The organism is Stenomitos frigidus ULC18, assembly GCF_003003795.1.
Taxonomy (GTDB): domain Bacteria; phylum Cyanobacteriota; class Cyanobacteriia; order Leptolyngbyales; family Leptolyngbyaceae; genus Stenomitos; species Stenomitos frigidus_A.
The window spans coordinates 1-23184 of the sequence record NZ_PVWK01000101.1 but is presented as its reverse complement, the minus strand read 5'-3'; the positions used below and the strand labels follow the sequence as shown (position 1 = coordinate 23184).

Here is a 23184-nt window from a genome sequence, read left to right as displayed (position 1 = left end):
GTGAATAGTCAGTAATCGGTAGTCAGCTGTCAGTAGTCGGTAATTCAATATGGATGAGATGAAGACCTATCGGGGGCAGTGCCATTGCGGTAAGGTGCAGTTTGAAGTGACCACGGTGCTTGATCGGGGCGATCGCTGCAACTGTTCCTTCTGCTCCCGGCGAGGTGCCATCATGCACAGCGTGACTGCCGATCGTTTCAAGTTGCTGACTGACGAAGCTTTCCTGACCCTCTATCAGTTCCACACGCAAACGGCAAAGCACTACTTCTGCAACGTCTGCGGCATCTACACTTTCCATCGCCCTCGTATCGCGCCCGAAAAATATCGCATTAACGTCGCCTGCCTCGAAGCTGCCGATCTCACTCACCTCAAAATCGGCTTAGTCAACGGTGCCGCCTACGACTAACCTATTGCCAACCGTGCGCTGTCAACTCATGCCTCTCTCATCCCTTCCAACACGGCCCTCATCCCTCTTTCCCAACTCAAAACTCAAAACTCTCCGTCCCCACTCCCCTTTTAAAACCATGATCGATCTCTACTACTGGACAACGCCCAACGGTCACAAAATTACGATCTTTTTGGAAGAAGTCGGTTTGCCTTACACCGTGATTCCCATCAATATTGGTGCTGGCGATCAGTTCAAACCAGAATTTCTGAAAATCGCGCCGAACAATCGCATTCCCGCTATCGTTGACCACGATCCAGCGACAGGCAGTAAACCCATTTCAATCTTTGAGTCCGGCGCAATCTTGCTGTATCTGGCAGAAAAAACTGGCAAACTGATCCCAACCGATTTGCAAGGACGGGCTGACGTACTGCAATGGCTGTTCTGGCAAATGGGTGGCTTGGGGCCAATGGCAGGGCAAAACCATCATTTCAGCCAGTACGCACCCGAAAAAATTCCCTATGCTATCAATCGCTATGTCAACGAAACCGGACGACTCTATGCCGTGTTGGATAAGCGACTCAGCGATCGCGAATTTCTAGCCGGCGAGTATTCGATCGCGGATATTGCCTCCTATCCGTGGGTTGTGCCCTACGAACGGCAGGGGCAAAACCTCGACCACTTTCCTAACCTAAAACGCTGGTTTGAAGCAATTCAATCTCGCCCTGCAACTATTCGTGCATACGCCAAGGCTGAGGCCTTTAAAGACCAGGCCATTAGTCCCGATCAGTCGCGAGAGCTGCTGTTTAACCAGTCAGCCAAAACCATTCAACGCTGATTCAATCATTTCAAGAAGGCAAACTCCGGTAGGGGCATGGCAATGTCATGGCCCTACCAGAATCGTTAATCGCGATCGAGTAAGCGAGGGCCGTTGTAAATATGCGTGCGGTAATAGTCACGCTCCTGCCGCTGTTTAAGAATACGGCCAACATGTTGAAGGGGTCGTCCAACAAATTTTTGGAGCGGGGATTGACGCAGCCACTGCTCGTAACCCTGAGCGATGGGATCGGCCAGCAAATGACGCAGGTAAAGTGCCACCTTAGCTTCTGTAAATTCGCTGGCACGTCGAAAGCCATTTTCAACCATAGCAGCGTATAGTTTTGGCTCATCTTGCAACCGCTTAAGGGCGGCGATCGCTTCTTCGGCCGTCTTGACTTCAATGTAATCGAGCTCAGATTGCCGTAACGCCTGGTAAGCTGGCTCAGGGCTAAGAATGGCTGGACAACCAGCAAACCAGGCATTCGTTAACTTCAAGGCTGGTTTGAGTGTGCTGTCGTATTTTGTAATATTTCGCACCGCAATCACAACATCGGCTGTCTTGTAATCACGCCAGCCGTTAAAGCCTACCTCTTCTGAGCTGAGAACAAGCTTCATCTGCAGCGCCTTTAACGACTCTAAAAAGGCTGCGTCCCTAAATTCTTCAGTCAAATTATAGCTATTGCCTTTAAAGGTCATGTTTTCAACTCGCGTGCCCCGCAACGGATCACGTGGCTCTAAGTTTGGTTGAGGCCAGTGCGGCATAAAGTGGTGTGTTGGATCGATCGCGCCCACTTTGTTTAAGACAATACGTTGCTCACAAATTTCAGGGTGCGGGCGATCGTATTGAACCACTACTACATAGCTACGGTAGGAGAGATCCGACAGGTAAATATAATCAAACGGAACGATACAAATACTCCCAGGCACAAGCTTTGGTACCAGATGTACGTTCAAGCCCCGTTTTTTCAGATTCATGAACGTCTGTGCTGACCAGATATCTTCCGAGACCACGCACTGTTCGTAAAGAGCGCTGTCGATCGGCTGCTCAGGATTGCTGATCAAACCTTGCCATTTCGGCTCTTTAGTGACGAAGTAAACCGGATGTGGCAGTCGTTCTAATGGCTTCTGTTCGTCGGTGAAATAGGGATTGATAGTAGTACTGGAGTAAAGATGCATCGCTGTTCTAAATAAAGTACCCAGTCGTTCCGAGGCGATTTTCTAACTGCTTGAGAAGGGAAGCATTTTCCGATCGTACGCTCTAGCCAGAAGTAAGAAAAAACAGGTGTGTAAGATTCATCGCTGGCCTAGCTAGAAAATATTGTGACTGACTCACTTGCCAAGAATTCTATGGTTGGCAAAGAGCAGGTTGGCAAAGGTCACATTATTTTTCGTTGTCTTTGCCACTAAAACGATCGAGCAACCACTTTCAGGGAAGCAATGCAGCCCAAAGTACCAGAACCATACTGTTACTTCTACTCTTGCAGCCCAATGCCTATCAAATCTTTAAACTTACGGCAGCCAAAAATTCAAGCAACTTACCAAACCCCTTTGATCTGGAGAGATCGTTCTACCTCAGAGGTACTTTTCTCCATTCAAGCAGTGGATCAAGAGGCAAGATGAAGCGCGATCGTCACGATCTGCAACCCATCGGCACGCTGCTGACACGTTACTTCGCCTCGCTGTACTTCAATACGGCGACAGCAAAGGACGATTTCGGTGGCAAAATCTCGATTACCGATCGGGGCAAACCGTTGCGCTGTAATGTGTAGCACGACGCGATCGGCTCGACGCGACGCACCTAAAATGACGGGTGAAGCAGCATCAGAATACTTCAACCCCCTGGCTAAAAGGTCAGTCAGCACAGCTTCCATCAACTCTTGATCCGCTAAGGTCGGTGGCAGCGCTGCTTCAATTTCACACATCAAACGAGTAGGGCTGCCGTCTTTGGGATCAAGCAGATGGCGGCTTACGCCGACCAGGAGCGGCTCCAGTGTCAACGGCTCTAGCTTTACTTCTACTTTGCCAGCCTCTAGCTTTTGCAGCAACATGGTGTCTGAAATCAAGTCACAAAGGCTGTTGACCTCGTTCTGCATGGCATACAAATGGTGATACCAAACCGGCACTGCTTGACGAACACTGACTAACGACTGTAGGTGAACATCTAGGGCCTCCAACGATCGCCCAACGCGTCTCTCGAGTGAGGCGATCACCGCTTTTTGAGCGACTAGATGTTTGCTTAGCTGCTCACTTTCGAGCTGCAATTGCTGTAGCGTACTGGATTGGCTCTGAGTAGCAGCGTGTGCTTGGGGCATACCGTCCCGAAAAATGGTGCTTCTAGTGACAGTTATAACCTGTCTTGTTAAGAAAGGTAACGGATTTACCGTTTTTTTAATGTCATTGACGCCCTTTGAGGTTGACAAACAAGCTGCTGCTACTGAAGGCTTTCCAAATTCGCCTGAGCGTTCCGTCGTAGCATCCAGGGTTTAATGCGCCTCAGAGCAGAACCTGTAAATTGTCGATCGTAGTCTTCCTCTGTAATCGTGGCTAAGGCTGGGAGAGTTGAGGTAAGATTCCAGGGGTGTGGCTGAAAATCAGCCACATTGGTAGGCTGGGCAAACCGTTGATTCCAGGGGCAAACATCCTGACAAATGTCACAGCCTGCGACCCAACCGTGGAGATGAGGAGCGATCGCCTCTGGTAAGGTTGCTGCCCGATTTTCGATCGTGTGGTAAGCAATGCAGCGATTGGCATCGACCACGTACGGCGTTGGAATAGCATTGGTAGGACAAGCCTCCATGCAACGTGTGCAGGTGCCACAGTGTGCGGTGTGTGGACGATCGGGCGGCAGCGCTAGATTCGTCAGCACTTCACCCAAAAACACCCACGAACCGTATTCTCGCGTAATGACATTACCGTTTTTGGCGATCCAACCAATGCCTGCTCGTTGCGCCCAAACTTTATCTTGCACGGGACCCGTATCAGCATAATAACGAGCCTGTATCGCTTCTCCCTGATGGCATAGCCAGACAGTAAGCGCTTTCAGTTTCTTGTGCAGCACCTTATGGTAGTCGCGCCCCCAGCCATAGCGAGCAATTTTCGCCGTTGTATGACTGTCAGGCCGTGACGCAGGCGTGTAGTAGTTGAGCGCCACACAAATCACCGACTGGACATCGGGCATAATCTGTCGGAGATCCTGTCGTTTGGGATTCTCCATCCAGGTCATATCGGCGTTATAGCCGTTGTTTAGCCAGGTTTGCAGGTGGGTTTCTGGTGCAGCTGCGTCAGGTGCGATCGCGGCAATCCCAACCTTGTGAAAGCCTAGTTCCAGAGCCTTTTGCTTAATTTGGGTGTCGAGAGGCATCACGTGTGGGTTAAGGGGCGCAGGCAGCCGGGGAGCTAGGAGTCAGCAGTCAGCGGTCAGCAGAGAAGTTAGTCGTTAGTGGTCGGTAGTCCGTAAAAAGCTGATGGCTGATGGCTGACCGCTGAGAGCTCTAAAGCTAAAACGTTTAAGAGCCCTTCTGGTTCTGCGATCGAAAGCGTCCAGCGACGAATTCGCGCTCTTTGAGATGTTTGGTTTGGCGTCCACTCACTCGCTGGCGCCACATTTTGAAGCTCGATGCTTGCATCTCTCGACGCATGAGCGCAATGACCTGTTTTTCTAGCAAACCAAACTGCCGTTCGATCGCCTCAAACGGTGTACGGTCTTCCCACGCCATTTCGAGAATGCGATCGATCGTTTCAGTATCAAGCTCTGGAAAATTCATATAGCACCAGCAATAAGCACAGTCGATAGTTTGAGCCTAACGTGAAGTGCTAGAAAGCGTCAGCGAAATCAATCGATTGGCGGACTTTGATCTAAGCTTTTGACCATGCGATGTAAGCCACCCGAACGAGTCAACTGCTCAAAACGCTGGGTTGACTTACTACAGGTGACTCGATAGCCAAGATGCTCAAATAACTCTCTGGCAGGCGTATTGTTATAGGTCACGTCGAGCGAAATTGCCTGACAGCGATGGGACAGCGCCTGCTTTTCTGCCTGGTCAAGTAAGTAGGTGCCCAAACCTTGACTGCGAAACTCTGGGAAGACGCTGAGACCCAAGATGTAATAGTCCTGAACCGAAACATCCTGTTTGATCCGAGTCAGGTCTGCCAAATTGACCAAAATCTTGGGTAGCTTGCGGAGTGGCAGAATGCGTGCCATCACTTGATGCACTTTTTCATCGGCTTGGCGTTTTAAAGAGCCCGGATAACTAATCATGACGCCAGCCGGCTGGTTGAGCACTTCAACAACCTGAGCATGTTCGTAGCTGAGGGCATGTTGAGGATAGGCAAACGCCTGACAAAAAATGGCCTTTGATTCCTCAAAGGGGGAGGCAAAGATATAGCTGAATACCGCTGGCCCTGCCGAGAAAAACAGTGGGGCAGCCCAAGCCACGTCGTCAGCGATCGCTGGACGTAGAGTGATATTTTGTGAGAACTGTTGCACTAACATGTCTAGGCTCTATCCGTCACTCAGTATACCGATGTTGGCTACAATGACGAACCAGTGCGGCTGGCATTGGTCATTTCCTTTGAGGCACCTTTCGAGCAAACCTAAGCTTAAAGTTCAGTCCTCTAAAGCAGAGAATCAGTCAGACAGTCCGATCGCTGAATCGTCCTTGTGGCTCAAATCTTGGTGAACCGATCGCAGATTGCCTCAAGTTTAAAAGGCTTCGTCGATTATAAGCGTTCCAAACCATGAAAAGGGTATGAGTCTTTGCTATTCGGAGGGGTGACACTTTGGCAATAGAGTGCGTTAATGGGAATGTCGAAACACAGACAGCGAACCGATGGTGCTCATGCTACCGACCTATACCGTGCGAGAAAGCCTCAAAGCAAAGCATGTCTCTCTCAAGGTCTCAGTGGCAGGTAGTCTGGAGGTTGTCGTGCCTCAGGGATACGATCAGACAGCCATTCCTGCAATCTTGCAGCGTAAACAGCGCTGGATTAACCGAGTGACACAACAGGTTGAGACGCGTCAAGCGTTAGTAGGAGCAGAACCAGCCGATCAGCTACCAGGGCAACTTTGCCTGCGCGCGATCGAACAAGATTGGCAGATCGCTTATTGCCCAACTCCTTTACCAGGACTGCGGGCAGTCGAGCAAGCCGACTTAAAGCTGACCCTTTTTGGACAGACTACTGACCAAAACGCCTGTACTGCGACTCTGCGACAGTGGGTGATCGCTCAGGCTCACAAACATCTCCTCCCGTGGCTGCGAACAGTGAGCCAAGAAGTAGAGTTACCGTTCGAAACTGCGTCTGTGCGAGTGCAAAAAACTCGCTGGGGCAGTTGTTCTAGCCGCAAAACAATTAGCCTTAACTGCAAATTACTGTTTCTGCCGAGCGAGTTGGTGCGCTACGTCTTCATTCACGAACTGTGCCATACAGTGCATTTAAATCATTCGGCAGCCTTCTGGTCGTTAGTCGCTCACTATGAACCTGCCTATCAGAAGCTTGATGCGGGTCTACGAGACGCACGCTACCATGTGCCGCTGTGGATGGAAGCGTAAGGAAAAGGCTAAAGGCTAAAGTCGGACATGAAAAGAGAAGTCGCTCTGCTGACGGCCTCTTTTATCCTTTATCATTTAGCCTTTAGCCTTTCCTCTATGTCTTTGGCTACCTGGCGATCGCCGCTTTCCCATGCCCTCCATCGCAATCGCTCTCTGGCTTATGCCCGTTATCTTCAGCTTGCAACCGTAAGTGTGGATCAACGCCCTGCCAACCGAACGATCGTGTTTCGGGGGTTTCTCGACGGCACAAACCAACTGCAATTTGTTACCGATGCTCGCAATGCGAAGGCAGACCAGATTGATCACCGCCCCTGGGGTGAAGCCTGCTGGTATTTTCCGAAAACGCGCGAACAGTTCCGTCTGGCAGGTGCGTTGCTTTTGGTGAGAACTGAACACACCGATCCAACACTACAGACCGCTAGGCAAGCTGTATGGCAGGCACTGTCGGACGCCGCCCGGACTCAGTTTGCTTGGGCTCATCCTGGTAAGCCTCAAACTGACAAGGACGGCTTCAACGTACCCGTCCCTGATGCCACAACGCCTCTGCCCCATTTTTGTCTTTTGCTGCTTGACCCTCATGAAGTAGACCATCTGGAGCTTCGTGGCAATCCCCAAAATCGCTGGCTGCATCAACGCGATGGTGCAGATTGGTCTGTCCAGGCAATCAATCCATAAAGCAGGGCTTGGATGGGAGATGAGGTCTGGAGGATGAGGGATGAGGGCTCAAACCCAAAACTCAAAACTCTCTAGCGTAGAGGCGCGAAGCGCTACTCAAAACTCAAGCGGGTCTCGCAGTCGCGATCATCATTTCCCATGCCAGGCTGATGCGAACTCTGGTAGCACGCTGAATTGTAAAGCCTGTTGCGCTTAGAAAACTGTGAAACGCGGCTTGGGTGTAGCACTGTTGATACGCTGGATCGAGCCGCTTCAAGACCCAGTCGTAGAGCTGACACAGCCAGTCATCTTTGCACCAATCGAGAATCACTAGTTCACCATCCGGCTTGAGTACCCGCTTCACTTCGATGAGGGCCGCGATCGGGTCGTCAAAGTAGTGCAACGCACTAGCAGACACCACCACATCAAAGCTGCGATCGGCAAAGGGTAAGGCGGCTACAGAGGCCTTTTGAAACGAAACATGAGGATAGTCGCGACACTTTTGTTGAGCGATTTCCAACATTTTTTCTGAAAGATCAATGCCAACGATCGCTTGTGTCGGCTGCTCCAACAATACCAGGCGTTCAAATTCGCCAGTGCCACATGCAATATCAAGCACCGTGCTTTCTGGTGCAAGCTCTGCCCATTGTTTGAGCAACGACAGCGTTCTAGACAAATAACGACTCCAGCGGCGATCGTAGGCCTCTGCCATCTGGTTGTACTGGTCGCGCACGGTGGTTTCCATACGGTTACTCGGCTCAAAAAGTTTCAGAGTATGCTGACAACGGTACCTACAAAGATAAGCTCGTGAGCGATCGCCTCATCATTTTTACTCGTTACCCAGAGCCAGGAAAGGCAAAGACCCGACTGATCCCAGCGCTAGGAGCTGAGGCAGCGGCAGATATCCATCGCCACATGACTGAACACACGCTGGCTCAGGTCAAACCACTACAGCAAAATCGTCCATTGACCGTGGAAGTCTGGTTTGTGGGTGGCGATCGTGCCCAAATGCAAACCTGGTTAGGTGACGATCTAACCTATCAACCGCAGCCGGAAGGGGATCTGGGCGATCGCATGGCGCAAGCATTCCAAATAGCGCTGGAGAGCGGCGTAAAGGCGACGGTGATCATCGGCACAGATTGTCCAGAGTTGACTGGCGCAGTATTAGAACAAGCCTTTCAAGCGTTACAGCAAACTGATTTGGTGTTGGGTCCGGCTACAGACGGTGGTTATTATTTGATTGGGCTGCGACTGTTTGTACCTGAGTTATTCAAAACAATCGCCTGGAGCACCGATCGCGTGTTTCAGCAAACCGTAGACATTGCCAGCAACTTGAATCTGTCTCTGACCAATCTTCCAACGCTTACCGATGTCGATCGACCAGACGATTTGCCCGTTTGGGAACGAGTAAGCTTATGCCAATTGAATGATATCCATCCTTAACTGGGGTCTGTTCTAGATTATCTGCGCCTTTTGTAGCGATTGTCTTGGGAGTCAAGGGGAATGGAAAAATCGGTTGAGCGCCGAGGGGGTGGCGTTGGTTGGCGTTGCCCCAGCAGGGTGCGGACGCCAGCTTCGGTGTGGGGCACTTTTAAGGTTGGCCCTTGGGGCCGCAGGTACACATCCAAACGGGCGGGACAAACATCAATACCAACCCCTGTTTTTTCTCCAAGCAGCGTTTCGGCGGCGGTCGCTTGGGGTGGCCCTTTGACAACGCGTCCTTGCACAGGTGCGCTCGCACGCGCTCTAGCGATCGTTCGAGTTGGCCTCATGGGCCTATGCGCGTGGCGCCAAACGCTACCAAACGGTGTCCCTGGGGCGAACTGGATGGCCACGCGCTTCTTAAAAATACAGGCACCCACAGAGCCGTGTTTGATGCCCTTAGGGACGACCGGTTACCGACCGCTGAAGCGACAAGGGACGTTCCATATCACGTCCCTACAGCAAGAATTGCACCTGATTAAATTCGCCTTCCTAAGAGTTGTGGCAACAGCTATAAATGATACTGAGTGCGTTGCATCCAAACCAAAATTCAGGAGAAGCCATAATGACTTCAGAGAACCAACGCTTGCAGGACTGTCGTGATGGCACAGCATGGAAACATTGGGGTCCCTATCTGAGTGAGCGGCAGTGGGGTACGGTGCGAGAAGACTATAGCGATAACGGCGATGCCTGGAATTATTTGACGCATGACCAGTCTCGATCGCGGGCGTATCGCTGGGGCGAAGATGGGTTGGGCGGCATTTCTGATGCCAATAATCTGCTCTGTTTTGCTCTAGCCTTGTGGAATGGCAACGACCCCATTCTCAAGGAGCGGTTGTTTGGGCTCAACAACAGTGAAGGCAATCACGGCGAGGATGTCAAGGAGTACTACTTCTATCTAGACAGTACGCCGACTCATTCCTACATGAAGTACCTCTACAAGTATCCCCACACCGAGTTTCCGTACGCCGATCTGTTGGAGACGAACCGCAGTCGTAGCCGTGATGAGTTGGAATATGAACTGCTGGATACCGGCATCTTTGATGACGATCGCTACTTTGATGTGTTTGTCGAATATGCCAAAGCAAGCGCTGACGACATTCTGATCCAAATTAAAATTTGCAATCGTGGTGCCGAAGCTGCATCTCTGCACCTGTTGCCAACGCTCTGGTTCCGCAATACCTGGAGTTGGCAAGATGGTGGCTCTAAACCCATCCTGCAAAAGTATGAAGGCACAGGGTATAGCGTTGTGCATGCTTATCACACCAACCCACTCTTCAAAGAAAAGCTAGGAGATTACTATCTCTATTGCGATCAGGTGGTGCCGCTACTCTTTACGGAGAACGAAACCAACAATGAGCGGCTGTTTGGCACTGACAACGACAGCCCTTACGTTAAGGATGCGATTCATCACTACGTGGTGCATGGTCAAACTGAAGCGGTCAATCCAGCAGCCATGGGAACGAAGGTTGCTCCTCATTACCAGGTCACAGTAGAAGCGGGAGGAACACAGACTGTCCGCTTACGCCTTGCGGCCACTCACCCCAATCAGATGGGTAACCCATTTGATGCGTTTGACCAGGTGTTAATCGATCGCCAGCAGGAAGCCAATGAATTCTATGCGGCGCTTACACCAGCAGCAGTCAAGGCTGACCACGATCGCGCCAATGTGATGCGGCAGGCACTGGCAGGAATGTTGTGGTCAAAACAATACTTTTACTATGACGTAGACAAATGGCTAGAGGAGCACAACGTCAACCCCTATATGCGTCCTGATCAACGGCAGCATGTACGCAACAGCGATTGGCACCATATGTATAACGATGATGTGATTTCCATGCCTGACAAATGGGAATATCCCTGGTTTGCTGCCTGGGATTTAGCCTTCCATATGATTCCCTTGAGCATCGTTGACCCAGACTTTGCCAAGCGCCAGTTGGAGCTAATGTTGCAGGAAGACTACATGCATCCCAACGGTCAGATGCCTGCCTATGAGTGGAACTTTGGTGATGTGAATCCACCCGTTCATGCCTGGGCAACCTGGGAAATCTATACGCGCGATCGTGAACAAAACAAGGGTGTAGGCGACGTTAACTTCCTGAAATATGCCTTTTCCAAACTGCTGATTAACTTTACCTGGTGGGTGAACCGCAAAGACACCATTGGCAACAACGTCTTTGAAGGTGGCTTTTTGGGGTTGGATAACATCGGTGTGTTCGATCGCAGTGCGCCGTTACCCACAGGCGGCATTCTAGAACAGGCTGATGGCACTGCCTGGATGGTGTTTTTCAGTCAACGGATGCTGCAAATTGCTGTGGAGTTGGCTATCCACGATCCGCTTTATGAAGACCTAGCAAGCAAGTTCTTTGAACATACACTGTGGATTGCCGGAGCGATGGATCGGATTGGCGAAAACTGCGATGAACTCTGGGATGAAGAAGATGGTTTTTTCTATGATTTGCTGCGCTTGCCCAATGGCGACTGCCAGCGATTGAAGGTGCGATCGATGGTGGGCTTGTTGCCACTCATGGCGATCGCAGTGTTTCCATCGCACGTGTTTGAGAAACTACCTAAATTCAAAGAACGGGCGCAATCGTTTCTCATGAGGCATCCTGAACTAACCGCCAATATTCATTTACCCACGACTCCAGGTGTTAATGGACGGCTAATGCTTGCCATCATGAATGAGCAGAAGCTACGCCGGGTTTTATCCAGAATGTTGGATGAGGCTGAGTTTCTCAGTGACTATGGTATTCGAGCGCTGTCCCGCCACCATCACGACCATCCTTTTATCTTCCACCACGCCGGGCAGGAGTTCCGCGTTGACTATTTGCCAGGTGATTCCAACACGGGCATGTTTGGTGGTAATTCCAACTGGCGCGGCCCCATTTGGATGCCAGTCAACTTCCTGCTGCTACGAGCACTGATCTATCTCTATGGCTATTATGGCGATGCGTTCACGATCGAGTACCCAACAGGCTCAGGTCAACAAAAGACGCTGTTTGATGTGTGGCAAGCAGTGAGCGATCGAATTACCCAAATTTTCTTGAAAGATGAGTTGGGACGACGCCCCATTTATAGGAGTGCCGAGAAGTTTCAGACCGATCCATATTGGCAAGATTTGATCCTTTTCTACGAGTACTTCCACGGTGACAATGGTGCCGGCATTGGTGCCAGCCATCAAACAGGTTGGACAGGCTGTATAGCGCGCATCATTCAGACAACGGGCTTTGTGACAAAAGAGATGATTGCCCAAACAGCCGCTCCAGAAGACACGCTTCACTACTAAGTCGTGTTTGAAAGCCCTTCGATCCTCCCAGTTCTCCTCAAAAAGGAGGGAGCCGAACTATCCAAAGTCCCTCTTTTGAAGGAGTGTAGTGATCAGCAGCGACAAAGTCCTGCTTTTTTACGAAGGAGCCAAACCATCCAAAGCCCCCCTTTTGAAGGGGGATTGAGGGGGATCAGCATCAGTCGGTATAATGACCAAAAGACTTTAAAACACTCCCTAGTCCGACGGAGATTGCTCGCAAACCAAAGACTCGTAGGGGCCGCTTCAACCACATGATTCGCGGCTGGCTGTCAAGACTCCGGCAAAACCTGTCCCTCACCAAGGGTCATTTCTTGCTTGGACTTCTTATTGAGAGTTGTTCGGGCTCAGGGTTGCAGGAAGGCTAACTGTGAACGTTGTGCCAATGCCAACAGCACTCTTAAAGGTGATGGTGCCACCATGAAGGTCTACGCACTGTTTGGCGATCGATAGCCCTAAGCCACTACCAGGGATCATTTTGACATTACTGGCACGATGGAAGCGATCGTACAATTGGGCGTAGTCATCTGGAGGAATGCCAATGCCATCATCGCAGACCTGGAATGTTACGCCATCGGGTGTACATTTCAAATCAAGCTGCACTTTGCCACCGTCTGGAGAGTATTTAATCGCGTTTGACAGGAGATTCGTCAGAATATGGCGCAGCAGTTTTTCATCCAGATCATAGAACCTTGTGGAGTCGATCGCCATTTCCGCTTGAGTCAAGACAAGCACGTGCTGAGGGTCAGTGGTCGTGCAGCCGTTGTGTTGAAATTCCGCCACTAATTGGCGACAAAATTCGACGCTATCAACCGGTGCTAGATGGCATTGCAACTCGCCTGCTTCAACGGTACCAATGAGCAGCACTTCTTCAAGCAGTTGCTCCATGCGATCGACTGAGACCCTGGCTCGTTGCAAAAAGAGCCGCTTTTTGGCTGGCGTTAACTGCTCACCGCCGCGTTCTAGCAAATCAAGCGACAAGAGAATCGTACTCAACGGGTTGCGAAACTCATGAGAGACAGTTGCGATAAAGTTGGACTTCATCTCGTTGAGTTTTTTTTCTTTTTCTAGCCCCGCCTGGGTGACCATTTCTGCCTGGTGTTTATTGAGGGCCACTTCAATGGCAGTGATGAGATTATGGGTTTCAAAGGGTTTAACAATGTAGCCATAGGGCTGTGCAGCCTTCACTTGCTCAATGGTTGCCCGATCGGCATGGGCCGTGAGAAAGACGATCGGAATGGGATGTTGCTGGCGTATTTGAACTGCCGTTTCAATGCCCGTTTTGTCTCCTCGAAGGCGAATATCCATTAAGGCGAGATCAGGCCGCCAGCGCTCAACCGCTTTTAGGGCTACGGCGGCACAGTCAGCAATTGCCACTACGGTATAACCCAATTGAATCAACTGTCGTTGAATATCTAAGGCAATAATGGGCTCGTCTTCCACAACGAGAATTTTAGCGCTCATTGCTTCTACCTTGGGTTGGGAATAAAAGCTCAAATCTACTGCCGTGGGTGCGATCGAGCGTTAATGTGCCTCTTAGCTGATGGGCAAAAGCATGGACAAGCTGGAGACCAAGTGAATTTAGAGCGGGCAAACTATTTGTGTGAGACCAAGCGATTGACGTTGGCATGCCGATACCATTATCCGCAATGACTAAGAGACATTGATTGTTCGCCAATGAAAAGAAGCAGATTTGAATTTCACCCGTGCGATCACCTGGGAACGCATACTTCAATGCATTAGTCACTAGCTCATTGATCATAAAACCGCAGGGAATCACCACGTCAACCGCTAGCTCTCGTTCAGCGATCTCAAGCTTCAGGCTAATCTTAGCAGGCTTAGCACTGTAAGAATGGAGTAAATCCGTTACTAAATTATGAACATAGTCAGAGAAGTCGATTTTGGCTAAACTCTCAGATTGGTAGAGCTTTTCGTGAAGTAAGGCCATCGCTTTAATACGATGTTGGCTATCTCTAAATGGAGCCAATATGTTGGGATCGCTAATAGCATTCGCTTGCAAATTCAGTAAGCTGTACACCATCTGCAGATTGTTTTTAACCCGATGGTGAACTTCTTTTAAAAGAACTTCTTTCTCTTTCAGAGATGACCGAAGCTGATCTTCAGTTTGCTTGCGATCGGTAATATTGCGAACAAAGCTACATTGGTATTCTTGATCGTTCAACTTAATATAATTGGCCGTTACCTCAATTGGGAAAATGGAGCCATCTTTAGCTTGAAGGAGTGTTTCAAACGTACTTGAACCTTCTGCCTTAATCCGTAGCCAATAAGCGTCCCACTCTGCTGCAGTTAAGTCTGGACTAAAGTCAGAAACCTGCTTACCGATAATCGACTCACGGTTATCACCCAGATCGCGGCAGGCGGCATCATTAACGTAATAGATTGACCCATCCGGTTTGACCCACCACATGGGATCAGTCGCACGATCGATGGAAAACTGAGTGAGTCTGAGTGACTTCTCGGCTTGTCTGCGCTTAGTGATATCCTCATAAGTGCCCAAAACACCGACGACCGCGCCCCTATTGTCATATAACGGCACCTTGCTGGTTTTGATCCAGCATTGTTCTCCCCTTGCCCTCAGTAAAAGTCCTTCTCTGCCGAGTTTGGGTTGCTTTGACGTAATCACCTGCCGATCTTCGACTTGGCTGCGTTCTGCGTAAATAGCCCAAGGAAGTTCAAAGTCATCTTTACCAATAATGTCTTTGGGCGTTGCTAAGCCTGCGTCGATCGCAAACCGATGATTGCAACCCAGGTAGCGTAAGGCTCTGTCTTTCCAAAAAATGGCAGTGGGTACGCTATCGATCACCAGTTGCAATAATTGCTGGTTTTCGAGCAAGGCCTCTTCGGCTTGCTTACGATCGGTAATGTCTTCAATCATCCCCAGACTGTAAGTACGACCATCCGGATCGCGGATGATGCTAACCGTCAGGGTGGCCCAAATCCAATCCCCATTTTTCTTCACAAAGCGCTTTTCAATTTGGAACTGAGGAATGGCGCCATCAAGCAGTTGCTTAATCTGCTCTAGATTGTTACCAACGTCATCGGGGTGGGTGATATCAACATGGGTCATCTTGGCTAGTTCGTCGCTGCTGTAGCCAAGTAACGCTCGATGGGCGTAGTTGGTTTCAACAATGTGATAGGTGTGAGCATCAGCAAGGCTAATGGCAATGGGGGCATTGTCAAAAATGCAACAAAATCGCTCTTTACTTTTACGTAAGGCCGCCTCGGTCTGTTTATGCTCTGCGATCTCGTTCCTTAGCTGCTGGTTGATTTGTTCGAATTGAGCTGTCGTCCATTGGCTAGGCTCGCTCGGTGCAGCGGTGTGGTCATTGACGGTTACTTTTTCTTCTAATGACACGTTTTGCTGCGATCGTGGTGACAAGCGCTGCGTCGTCGAAGCGCGCACTACTAGCATCACGCCGTTTGCCGTGTGATTATCTTCCATGCCTGGCAGCGGCACAACAGTAACGGCAAGCATCAAGCTGCGATCGTGCGCCTGAAAGCCATATGCCCCATTTTGTTGTTGGTTGGTTGTCAGTGCCCCATACACAGGATGCAGGGACAGTGGCAGCGGTTCGCCTTCTAACGTTAAGGGCATTAACTCTGTCAACAGCCGCTCTGCCATGTCTGCTGCTGGTTGGTGTACCAGCTGCTCAAAGGCTGAGTTGCACCACTGCATGCGCCCACACTCGTCTGTCCAGGCGATCGACTCATCGACCCAATTCAGTGCAAAGGCCATTTTGCTCGATGTGGCCTGCAGTTGATGGCTCGGAATGGATATAGCAGCAGAATTATGCATCGCAGAATTTTCCATGTGCTGGCGATCGTCTCAATTGTGGCAAATCTGCACAAGATTTTTGCCTGATCGCTGCAAAACAGGTCGAAGCTAATACAATATCGGCACAGTGCCACAGAGCCGCAGGTCAATGACAGCTCTGTGGCATCGGCTTCGATGGAGCGTGAATGGAGTCAGTTTCAGACTCAACATGGGCGATCACGGCAGTTGTTAACCAATGGCTATCAAACAGCCATTGGCTGTTTGAGCCGTAGGTGTTGGTTCTAGTAGGGGTGCTGGGCTAACCGCTAGATTTTTATATTGCGGAAGCTAGTGTTATGGCAGGAAAATCAGTGAATCGGGCGCGGGCACAAGCCTTTAAATTTCGCTTTCAACAGACAGCCAGAAGCTCTAACGTTACGGACAGGCGCGCTCCCGACCGGGCGGCCCAAGCGCCAACAGTGGGAGTGCCGACTGTGCTCGCTGTCAAGCCTGGCAAGGGGGAGAATGGCGATCGCGCGCACAGCCAGGCGGAGTCTAAAGCCGTTAACCCATTGCGACGCAGCCGTGTGCCTGGCAAAGTGACGCGAGGCTTACGGCTTTTGGCGGCACCGCTCATTTGGCTTTGTCTCCTGGCGTTTTGTGGTGGTACAGGTGTCGCCGCGTTTCTCTGGCTCACAACGTTGCCACCCGTCGCCAACTGTCAAAAACTGATCCCTGCATCTGCCGATACCGATAAGCTTTACTGTGCTGAGCAAGCCGCGCGATCGGGCAAAGTGGAAGCGCTCTTAGCAGGGCTAGCGCTGGTAAAAAATTGGTCGGCTGATCATCCGCTGCACATTCGCGCTAACCGTGCTGTCAAAGAGTGGTCGAAGGCGCTCCTGACGATCGCACGCACCAAAGCAGATCGGGGTGATCTCGCGGGTGCGATCGCTCTGGCAAAGAAAATTCCTGCAAACAGTTCAATCCATGCCGAAGTTCAAACGGCCCTGCTGGACTGGCAGAAAGGTGCCAATCGTGGGCAGGCGATCGAGGCTGTGATCCAAACTGCGTTCCAGCAGCAAGATTGGCAGACAGCAACCGAGAAACTCCAGGCGCTTGTAGGTTTAGATGACCAGTACGCGCAACAGAACATCAGCCGCTTGCGGCAGCAACTGGTTACAGAGCGTGCCGCCCGTCAGCAGCTCCAGCAAGCGCGTCAGGTCGCGGAGAGTGCCCCTGGAAATGTGACCATTATCGGACGCGCGATCGCCCTGGCTGAGCAGATTGATGCTCGTACCTATGCCCATGTGGACGCCCAAAATGACATGCAAGCCTGGGGTCAACTGCTGCTCAACCGTCTGACAGAACAGCTAGGGCAGTCTGACCTGCCGGGTGCGATCGCGACGGCTGGGGCACTACCGCTCAGTCTGCCGTTGCCTTCTGTCGCCCGCGATTTGGTGTGGGTCAGTCGGGCTCAACCGCTAGCGGCCAATCGTCTGTTGACCCGCTCACCCGATGAGCAGTTTAGGCAACTCTGGGTTGCCCTAGCGCAGGTGAAGCAGATTCGAGCCGACAGCCCCCTCTATTCTCAAACAAAACCGCTCCTTTTGCGGCTAGAGCAGCAGTCACAGGATTTACTGCAAATCCAAATGGCTACGTCTGTTGCCCGGCTGAAGCAAATGCCAACACTTCAAGCCGCGATCGCACTGATGCAAACCTTAACGCCCGATCACCCCCAGCGACTCTATGCTCAAACGTTGATTGCCCAGTGGCGTAAAGAGATCCAACAGCTTGAAGATCAACCATACCTTGCGCAAGCACGGCAGCTAGCAGCCACTGGCACGATCCCTAAACTCAAGGCCGCGATCGCTCAGGCACAGCAAATCGCCCCTGGACGAGCACTACGACTAGAGGCTCAAAGCGCGATCGCCAAATGGACTCGCCAAATACAAACCATTGAAGATCAACCGCTGCTGACCCAGGCGCAAGCCTTTGCTAAAGCGAAAAAGCTGAAAGAAGCCATCCAGTCAGCAACCAAAATTCGCGCAGGACGGGCGCTTTACAAAGAGACTCAGGTCTTGATCAACAATTGGACAGCTCAACTTCAGCTTGCCGAAGATCAACCGCTACTGGATGAAGCCAGAGCGCTGGCAGACCGGGGGAGCCTGTCCGATGCCATCAATCTTGCCTCCAAAATTGGTGCGGGACGAGCGCTATATGGCGAGGCGCAACAGGCGATCGCCCGTTGGTCGGCTCAACGCAGTGAGCGACTGAGACCCCGCCGCTCCTTCCCCGGTTATGAAGCGCCGTCCGTACCAGAACCGTATCGTCCCACTCCAGAACCCTACAATGAACCGCCAGTGAGCACGCCATCCCTGCCGCCAGAGTTGCCGCCGCCGTAAGAAGGGGGTTAGAAAGAGTCAGCTTTAGTCTTTAGCCCCCTCTGCTTCTTCCGCCGCTCCTGCCCCTCTGCCTCCTGCCTCTTGCCCTCTGCCCTTTGACTTCTGCCGTTTACCTTGTATCTTGTCAGGATGAATGTATTTCGGTTTGGGTTGGTCGGAGGATTGCATGAGCTATGCGCGTGAGGCACGCCAGCAAAATCGAGTACTCAAACTCATGCTGATTGAGGATGATCCAGTCTTTCGCCTGGGTCTAGCGGCGTGCTTAGAACCGTTTCCTGATTTGCAGCTTGTTCAAGAGGCTGATTCTGCCACTAGAGCGTTACAAGTACTGCAAGCGTTGTCTACTTCGGCAGAGACGATCGCCAACCCGTCGATCGCCCACGAGGCTGCTAATGGGACGGAGCGATCGCCCGATTTAATCATTCTCAATCTAGATTTGGGGCAAGGAGCAAGCCAGGGCCTTGGGTTGGCGCTCTGCCAGCAGCTAAGAATGGAGTATACTCAATTTCCCTTGCTGCTGTTGGGGTCTACGCTAGAGCTAACGCGATTGGCAGCCGCATTTCAGTCTGGTGCGGGCGGCTACTGCCTCAAAGGAACGGGCGTTGCGGAGTTGGTGACTGCGATCCGGCAGGTCGCGTCTGGGCAGTCGTATTGGGCGGAGGGCATTCAGGCAATTGCACGACCGGGGACGCAACTAACTCGGCAATCGAGTGTTGACGCAACTGCAACCAGTCGCCCAAGCAGCAAAACGTCCCTGACCCAAACTAACGACGGTTGGCTAGCAATTTGGCGACGTAATCTACGGTTGTCTGGGGTACGGCAAATTGAGCGGGCGATCGCAGAGCTAGAGAGCCAACTGCAAGCCGAACGGTCAGTCATCGATCAGTTAATTTTGGCAGGGCAGCGCCGCGAGCTACGCACGGCACGTTGGTTGGTCAATCGCCTGTTAGCCGCTTCCAACGAACCAGCCCAACCGACATTGCCAGCCCAGCCGCTGGAGACGAGACGGGCATTGGGTGCCGATCGTCGCCAACCAACCTCGGCAGATTTTACGGGAGCGACGTTAGAAACAGCCTCAAACGAGAGCTCGACTGCGTTAACAGAGACGATTGCAGGCAGCATCCAATCACCCCAAGCGGCGCTCTTTTTGGCAACGTTTACTCAACTGCAAGGAAACCTGCAAAATCTCACTGCCACTCCGCTCGAAATCGACATTTTAAAGGACGCAAAAAAACGAGCATTGCTTCAGCTTGTATTGCGACAACTGCAAGCTATTTTGGATACTTTGCGATCGCAACTGTCCTTAGACCAGCTTAAAAAAAAGCGTAATGTGATTTTGCAAGATTTGTGGCAGACAACCGTAACGGATTTTTTGGGTAAATATTACACGGTGCAAGTTGATATGCAGCCGATCGAGGTTGTCTCAGTTTTGCTACAGGATGTAGACCTTATTGAGGCCGAAATTCTTGACAAAATCCCTTTGTTTACAGAGTTTTTGGCTCATCTGCTTTTTCAAACACCCTTAACGGTTGAAGATGCGACCTACGCGGCTGGCACCGTAGAGGCAATGGCACAGATGGAACTGCTGCTACAAAATGTGATGCTTCAAGTCGCCAATGCTGTCATACAACCCCTCCTTAATCGGTTTGGCAATGTGACTGAGATCAAGCAAACCTTTTACGATAAGCGGTTACTTTCCAGCCGTGAAGTTGAGCGTTTTCGCAATGATTTGTCCTGGAAGTATCGGACTAATCGTGTGTTTACAGAACCCGCCGCTATTTTTGAAAGTCAGTATAGTTTGCTGACTCTAACAGGCAACGGCATCAGTAGAACAACAATTTATGCGCCTCGCAATGAGGAGCTAGCAGCACTATCGGGTCTTCCTTTTCTGGTGACGTTGCTACTCGAAGTACGAGACGCGATCGTCCCTCGTGTCCGTGCAGCAGTTTCATTCTTAGGTAGAGGCGTTGTTTATGTGCTGACAGAAGTCATTGGTCGCGGTATCGGGCTCATTGGTCGCGGCATTATTAAAGGCATCGGTAACGCGTTACAGGATGCAAAGCCAAATCACAAGAGCGAGCGCTGGCGGTGAGGCGGCAGGTGGCAGAAGTGAGGGGTAAAGTTTAGGAACACAAATTGAATGAATCCATCATTTCCCGTAGGGGCGCACGGTCGTGCGCCCCTACGGGAAAAAAAATTGTCGATTTTATTTATGCCACGATCCTTAAGGTTGGCTTTTTTGTAGCCATCTTGTAATACCATCCGCGATCGCGGTGGCTAATCGCTGCTGTTCTTTTGGATTAGTAATCCACTCAAACTCATCGGGGTTAATCATGAAACCAAGTTCCAAGAGCACTGACGGTGCGGTCGTGGGACGAGTTAGCGCCAGGTTGTCCCAGAACACGCCATAGGACGATCGCTTCAAGGTCTTGGTCAGGTAGTTGTGCAAAAACACTGCCAGACTATGTGCCTGTGTGTTGTACCAGAAGGCAGAAACGCCCTTCGTTTTGATGGCATCCCCATCGTCAGGTAGTGCGTTGTAATGCAGACTGAGAGCCAGCGTGGGCTGCACTTTATCGATCAGCGCAACCCGGTCTTGCAACGGCACATCAACATCGGTTTCGCGGGTGAGATAGACCGTTGCGCCTCGTTGCTGGAGTCGATCGCGCACCAGTTTTGTGATGACCAACGCTACCGTTTTTTCAGGATAGCCCGTTGGCCCTCTGGAACCTAAATCTTCTGGCCCACCATGTCCAGGATCGAGAAGAATTTTGATGCCAGCTAAGGCTGTCGCAGTGCGGAGGGCTGAGACTGTTTCAGCTTGAGGTCTGGAGTTTTGAGCTTGAGCCTTTTCCAAGTCTGCGATCGTCCCTTGCTTCGCACTTTTTCCCTCATCCCCTCCCCCCTCTCCCCTCACTCCCGGCGGATGCTTTAACGACAGCACTAACGTTGTCCCTTCATACCGCAACTTATAGCCCCATTGCTGGCTGGACTTGAGGTTAAAGGTGTACTGGATCTGCCCTGGATTATTTTGCTGCCAGTCCAAGCGTTCAATCAGCGGATCGTCATCCAGGTGAATAATATCGGTCTGAGCGGTGGTGTTGTAAAGGGTGAGCGTGAAGGTGCGATCGCCCTGCTGTATGCTCACGGGGACAGGCACTTGAAGCGGAAAGACAATCTCTGTCCAGTCACCTACCTGCCTGGCTTTGATGCTGCGAATAATTGATTTTGGTGGTGCGCCAGTTGGTAGAATTTGCACCTCACTGCGCTTGATCCAGGCACCGTAATCGAGTCGTGCCCAATCGCCTTCGTAGCCTGTTACGAGTGCTTGCGTCCCTTTGGGCAAAGGGGTGAGACGCGAATAATCGGTACTAGGGCCTGTGCGAGCAGTGCCGGTTTCTGCGGTCACGACGGCGGTTTCTAGACGTGTGGGCGACAAAATTTTGATGCTGCCAAACCCAGACTGCTTGATGGTTTGTCCATCCTGAGCGAGCTGGAATTCCGGTTTACCGAGATCGCCCAACAGTACCGTATGAGCGCAGCCTTCAAACCGTCCGGCGATCGCGACAGGACGGTTTTGCTGAGTTAGGACAGACGCATTTCCCGGTAGTTCGATTTGCTGCGGACGTGGCACCAGCGGCATGATTTGCTCAGCCAGTTTGACAGACACTCTGGCCGTGGGCGGCGCGATCGCCGTAAAGCAGATCAACTCATCAGGCAACCGCGCCATATCAACAGCAGGGCTAAGCGAGTCTTTGCCAAACGCCAAGCCCGTTGGTAGTGCGGCTGTTGCTGCTAAGCGTGTGACTGTCAGCGTGACCGCTTGCTTGCCGTAGCGTAAGGCAAACCGATTCTCCCCAACGTGCAGCGGAAAACTGGGTGCGAAATGTCCGGCCGTGTTCCGCACGATCGCCTGCCCATTCACCAAGACCGTTCCTCCCGGTGGCGCAGTCCCGATGAGAAAGATGCGATCGGCCACCGTCTCATGCTTTGCTGGCGGATAGGAGACATACAGCGGCTGTGCGGCATGGGTCGGTGCGGCAGCGACGATACAGGCCATGATGCTGCAGAGGGGCAGTAGGGAGTAGGGAGTGGGGAATGGGGAGAAGAGTCGTTTCATTAACTACGTTGGAACGGCGTATCAAGCTTGATGCAGCGCAACCCGTTGCGAGGCCAATGGATCAGAGCGCCATGCGATGTAGAGCACTGGCAATCGCATTGTGATGGGTCGCAATGGCATGGGAGTCAGGAATATAGCATTGTGATGGGTCACAAGCCAATGATGAGCCCTGACAATGGTAGTCGATCGAGGCGCAATGGCATGGTGAACACGAACAATGGCAATGTCAGGGATTGCAAACGCATTGTATCGGATCGCCCTCGCTTTGTACGCGCTGACTCGGAACTGTCAATTACAGCGGTTCTCAATCGAGTAAGCCACAGTTCGATCAAGACGGGTGTGGGGTGTCGGGTGTCGGGTGTGGTGAATGCAAATGAAAACGGCTGTAAGGTGATTCCGAGAAAAAAGGTACCGCTTGGTAGAGTGCAGGTTTTGCCAGCGTCTTTACCTCCAGCCGATCACTTTGGTGTCATACCCATTCGCTCAATTCCGTTGACATATCCTCGTAGGAGTGTATGGCCGTCCGTCCCTACACACAGTCATCTGTAGTGCGATCGTTTGGCGTTGGTATCAAACCTGCCTCTACGGATCTTTTGTTTGCTAGAAAGCTCCTAATACCAATTAAATATGAAGTTGCGCCAAACTAAAGGAGTCCCCTTTGAGGTCATGGGTCATGCCAGGACGCCCCTTT

At 51.4% G+C, this 23184-nt stretch carries 20 protein-coding genes; 9 read left to right on the top strand and 11 right to left on the bottom strand.

Annotation, left to right across the window (positions count from 1 at the left end; all coding sequences use genetic code 11):
* Positions 1-49 precede the first annotated feature (49 nt).
* Positions 50-406, top strand: a complete 357-nt coding sequence (locus C7B82_RS19035) for a GFA family protein (RefSeq protein ID WP_219904584.1) — start codon at positions 50-52, stop codon at positions 404-406.
* A 118-nt stretch (positions 407-524) separates the two neighbouring features.
* Positions 525-1223 (top strand): glutathione binding-like protein, encoded by a 699-nt coding sequence (locus C7B82_RS19030; protein WP_106257857.1) that lies wholly within the window; start codon positions 525-527, stop codon positions 1221-1223.
* A gap of 65 nt (positions 1224-1288) precedes the next feature.
* Here C7B82_RS19030 and C7B82_RS19025 read toward each other — a convergent pair whose 3' ends face one another.
* The 5 genes from C7B82_RS19025 to C7B82_RS19005 form a co-directional block, all read right to left on the bottom strand.
* Positions 1289-2380: a glycosyltransferase gene (locus tag C7B82_RS19025; RefSeq protein WP_106257856.1), complete on the bottom strand. Its 1092-nt coding sequence runs from the start codon at positions 2378-2380 to the stop codon at positions 1289-1291.
* 428 nt (positions 2381-2808) lie between these two features.
* On the bottom strand, positions 2809-3516 hold the full coding sequence (locus C7B82_RS19020) for an ATP-binding protein (RefSeq protein ID WP_106257855.1): 708 nt from the start codon (positions 3514-3516) through the stop codon (positions 2809-2811).
* Positions 3517-3635: 119 nt separating this feature from the next.
* Positions 3636-4565, bottom strand: a complete 930-nt coding sequence (gene queG, locus C7B82_RS19015) for a tRNA epoxyqueuosine(34) reductase QueG (RefSeq protein ID WP_106257854.1) — start codon at positions 4563-4565, stop codon at positions 3636-3638.
* 145 nt (positions 4566-4710) lie between these two features.
* Positions 4711-4968, bottom strand: coding sequence for a TIGR03643 family protein (locus tag C7B82_RS19010; protein ID WP_106257853.1), 258 nt, complete (start codon positions 4966-4968; stop codon positions 4711-4713).
* A 68-nt stretch (positions 4969-5036) separates the two neighbouring features.
* Positions 5037-5696 (bottom strand): GNAT family N-acetyltransferase, encoded by a 660-nt coding sequence (locus tag C7B82_RS19005; protein ID WP_106257852.1) that lies wholly within the window; start codon positions 5694-5696, stop codon positions 5037-5039.
* 337 nt (positions 5697-6033) lie between these two features.
* Between C7B82_RS19005 and C7B82_RS19000 the strand changes: the two genes are divergently transcribed.
* Both C7B82_RS19000 and C7B82_RS18995 read left to right on the top strand, forming a co-directional pair.
* Complete coding sequence (locus C7B82_RS19000; RefSeq protein WP_245939988.1) at positions 6034-6753, top strand: M48 family metallopeptidase; 720 nt, start codon at positions 6034-6036, stop codon at positions 6751-6753.
* A 96-nt stretch (positions 6754-6849) separates the two neighbouring features.
* Positions 6850-7428 (top strand): Npun_F5749 family FMN-dependent PPOX-type flavoprotein, encoded by a 579-nt coding sequence (locus C7B82_RS18995; RefSeq protein ID WP_106257851.1) that lies wholly within the window; start codon positions 6850-6852, stop codon positions 7426-7428.
* Between the two features lie 103 nt (positions 7429-7531).
* Here C7B82_RS18995 and C7B82_RS18990 read toward each other — a convergent pair whose 3' ends face one another.
* Positions 7532-8152 (bottom strand): class I SAM-dependent methyltransferase, encoded by a 621-nt coding sequence (locus tag C7B82_RS18990; RefSeq protein WP_106257850.1) that lies wholly within the window; start codon positions 8150-8152, stop codon positions 7532-7534.
* A gap of 62 nt (positions 8153-8214) precedes the next feature.
* Between C7B82_RS18990 and C7B82_RS18985 the strand changes: the two genes are divergently transcribed.
* Positions 8215-8850, top strand: a complete 636-nt coding sequence (locus C7B82_RS18985; RefSeq protein ID WP_106257849.1) for a TIGR04282 family arsenosugar biosynthesis glycosyltransferase — start codon at positions 8215-8217, stop codon at positions 8848-8850.
* A 17-nt stretch (positions 8851-8867) separates the two neighbouring features.
* Here C7B82_RS18985 and C7B82_RS18980 read toward each other — a convergent pair whose 3' ends face one another.
* Positions 8868-9179, bottom strand: a complete 312-nt coding sequence (locus tag C7B82_RS18980; RefSeq protein ID WP_146141195.1) for a hypothetical protein — start codon at positions 9177-9179, stop codon at positions 8868-8870.
* A 275-nt stretch (positions 9180-9454) separates the two neighbouring features.
* Between C7B82_RS18980 and C7B82_RS18975 the strand changes: the two genes are divergently transcribed.
* The gene (locus tag C7B82_RS18975; RefSeq protein ID WP_106257847.1) at positions 9455-12178 is read left to right on the top strand and encodes an MGH1-like glycoside hydrolase domain-containing protein; all 2724 of its coding nucleotides are present in this window, start codon (positions 9455-9457) and stop codon (positions 12176-12178) included.
* Between the two features lie 345 nt (positions 12179-12523).
* Here C7B82_RS18975 and C7B82_RS18970 read toward each other — a convergent pair whose 3' ends face one another.
* Together C7B82_RS18970 and C7B82_RS18965 are read right to left on the bottom strand one after the other, a co-directional pair.
* Positions 12524-13660 carry a hybrid sensor histidine kinase/response regulator gene (locus tag C7B82_RS18970; protein ID WP_106257846.1) on the bottom strand — a complete coding sequence of 379 codons (1137 nt, stop codon included), beginning with the start codon at positions 13658-13660 and terminating at the stop codon, positions 12524-12526.
* Entirely contained in the window at positions 13650-16013 is a 2364-nt protein-coding gene (locus C7B82_RS18965) for a PAS domain-containing sensor histidine kinase (protein ID WP_181357565.1), read from the bottom strand. Before C7B82_RS18965 ends, C7B82_RS18970 begins: the two co-directional genes overlap by 11 nt.
* A 314-nt stretch (positions 16014-16327) precedes the next feature.
* Here C7B82_RS18965 and C7B82_RS18960 point away from each other — a divergent pair, with 314 nt between their 5' ends.
* Positions 16328-18373: a hypothetical protein gene (locus C7B82_RS18960; protein ID WP_106257844.1), complete on the top strand. Its 2046-nt coding sequence runs from the start codon at positions 16328-16330 to the stop codon at positions 18371-18373.
* A 24-nt stretch (positions 18374-18397) separates the two neighbouring features.
* Here C7B82_RS18960 and C7B82_RS32485 read toward each other — a convergent pair whose 3' ends face one another.
* The gene (locus tag C7B82_RS32485; RefSeq protein ID WP_181357564.1) at positions 18398-18541 is read right to left on the bottom strand and encodes a hypothetical protein; all 144 of its coding nucleotides are present in this window, start codon (positions 18539-18541) and stop codon (positions 18398-18400) included.
* Between C7B82_RS32485 and C7B82_RS18955 the strand changes: the two genes are divergently transcribed.
* On the top strand, positions 18540-20465 hold the full coding sequence (locus tag C7B82_RS18955; protein WP_181357563.1) for a DUF3685 domain-containing protein: 1926 nt from the start codon (positions 18540-18542) through the stop codon (positions 20463-20465). The genes C7B82_RS32485 and C7B82_RS18955 overlap by 2 nt on opposite strands.
* 132 nt (positions 20466-20597) lie before the next feature.
* On the opposite strand, the gene C7B82_RS18950 is transcribed toward C7B82_RS18955, so the two are convergent.
* Positions 20598-22493: an N-acetylmuramoyl-L-alanine amidase family protein gene (locus C7B82_RS18950; RefSeq protein ID WP_245939987.1), complete on the bottom strand. Its 1896-nt coding sequence runs from the start codon at positions 22491-22493 to the stop codon at positions 20598-20600.
* Positions 22494-22637: 144 nt separating this feature from the next.
* Between C7B82_RS18950 and C7B82_RS31545 the strand changes: the two genes are divergently transcribed.
* Positions 22638-23042, top strand: coding sequence for a hypothetical protein (locus tag C7B82_RS31545; RefSeq protein WP_181357562.1), 405 nt, complete (start codon positions 22638-22640; stop codon positions 23040-23042).
* Positions 23043-23184 lie beyond the last annotated feature (142 nt).

Excerpts from the sequence above, each read along its gene's own strand:
- C7B82_RS32485 (WP_181357564.1), bottom strand. The coding sequence starts at position 18,541 with ATGCAATCCTCCGACCAACCCAAACCGAAATACATTCATCCTGACAAG.
- C7B82_RS19025 (WP_106257856.1), bottom strand. The coding sequence starts at position 2,380 with ATGCATCTTTACTCCAGTACTACTATCAATCCCTATTTCACCGACGAA.
- queG (WP_106257854.1), bottom strand. The coding sequence starts at position 4,565 with ATGCCTCTCGACACCCAAATTAAGCAAAAGGCTCTGGAACTAGGCTTT.
- C7B82_RS19010 (WP_106257853.1), bottom strand. The coding sequence starts at position 4,968 with ATGAATTTTCCAGAGCTTGATACTGAAACGATCGATCGCATTCTCGAA.
- C7B82_RS18960 (WP_106257844.1), top strand. The coding sequence starts at position 16,328 with ATGGCAGGAAAATCAGTGAATCGGGCGCGGGCACAAGCCTTTAAATTT.
- C7B82_RS19020 (WP_106257855.1), bottom strand. The coding sequence starts at position 3,516 with ATGCCCCAAGCACACGCTGCTACTCAGAGCCAATCCAGTACGCTACAG.
- C7B82_RS19000 (WP_245939988.1), top strand. The coding sequence starts at position 6,034 with ATGGTGCTCATGCTACCGACCTATACCGTGCGAGAAAGCCTCAAAGCA.
- C7B82_RS18970 (WP_106257846.1), bottom strand. The coding sequence starts at position 13,660 with ATGAGCGCTAAAATTCTCGTTGTGGAAGACGAGCCCATTATTGCCTTA.
- C7B82_RS18975 (WP_106257847.1), top strand. The coding sequence starts at position 9,455 with ATGACTTCAGAGAACCAACGCTTGCAGGACTGTCGTGATGGCACAGCA.
- C7B82_RS31545 (WP_181357562.1), top strand. The coding sequence starts at position 22,638 with ATGGGTCACAAGCCAATGATGAGCCCTGACAATGGTAGTCGATCGAGG.
- C7B82_RS18965 (WP_181357565.1), bottom strand. The coding sequence starts at position 16,013 with ATGCATAATTCTGCTGCTATATCCATTCCGAGCCATCAACTGCAGGCC.
- C7B82_RS19030 (WP_106257857.1), top strand. The coding sequence starts at position 525 with ATGATCGATCTCTACTACTGGACAACGCCCAACGGTCACAAAATTACG.
- C7B82_RS18950 (WP_245939987.1), bottom strand. The coding sequence starts at position 22,493 with ATGAAACGACTCTTCTCCCCATTCCCCACTCCCTACTCCCTACTGCCC.
- C7B82_RS18995 (WP_106257851.1), top strand. The coding sequence starts at position 6,850 with ATGTCTTTGGCTACCTGGCGATCGCCGCTTTCCCATGCCCTCCATCGC.
- C7B82_RS18980 (WP_146141195.1), bottom strand. The coding sequence starts at position 9,179 with ATGAGGCCAACTCGAACGATCGCTAGAGCGCGTGCGAGCGCACCTGTG.
- C7B82_RS19035 (WP_219904584.1), top strand. The coding sequence starts at position 50 with ATGGATGAGATGAAGACCTATCGGGGGCAGTGCCATTGCGGTAAGGTG.
- C7B82_RS18990 (WP_106257850.1), bottom strand. The coding sequence starts at position 8,152 with ATGGAAACCACCGTGCGCGACCAGTACAACCAGATGGCAGAGGCCTAC.
- C7B82_RS19005 (WP_106257852.1), bottom strand. The coding sequence starts at position 5,696 with ATGTTAGTGCAACAGTTCTCACAAAATATCACTCTACGTCCAGCGATC.
- C7B82_RS18955 (WP_181357563.1), top strand. The coding sequence starts at position 18,540 with ATGAGCTATGCGCGTGAGGCACGCCAGCAAAATCGAGTACTCAAACTC.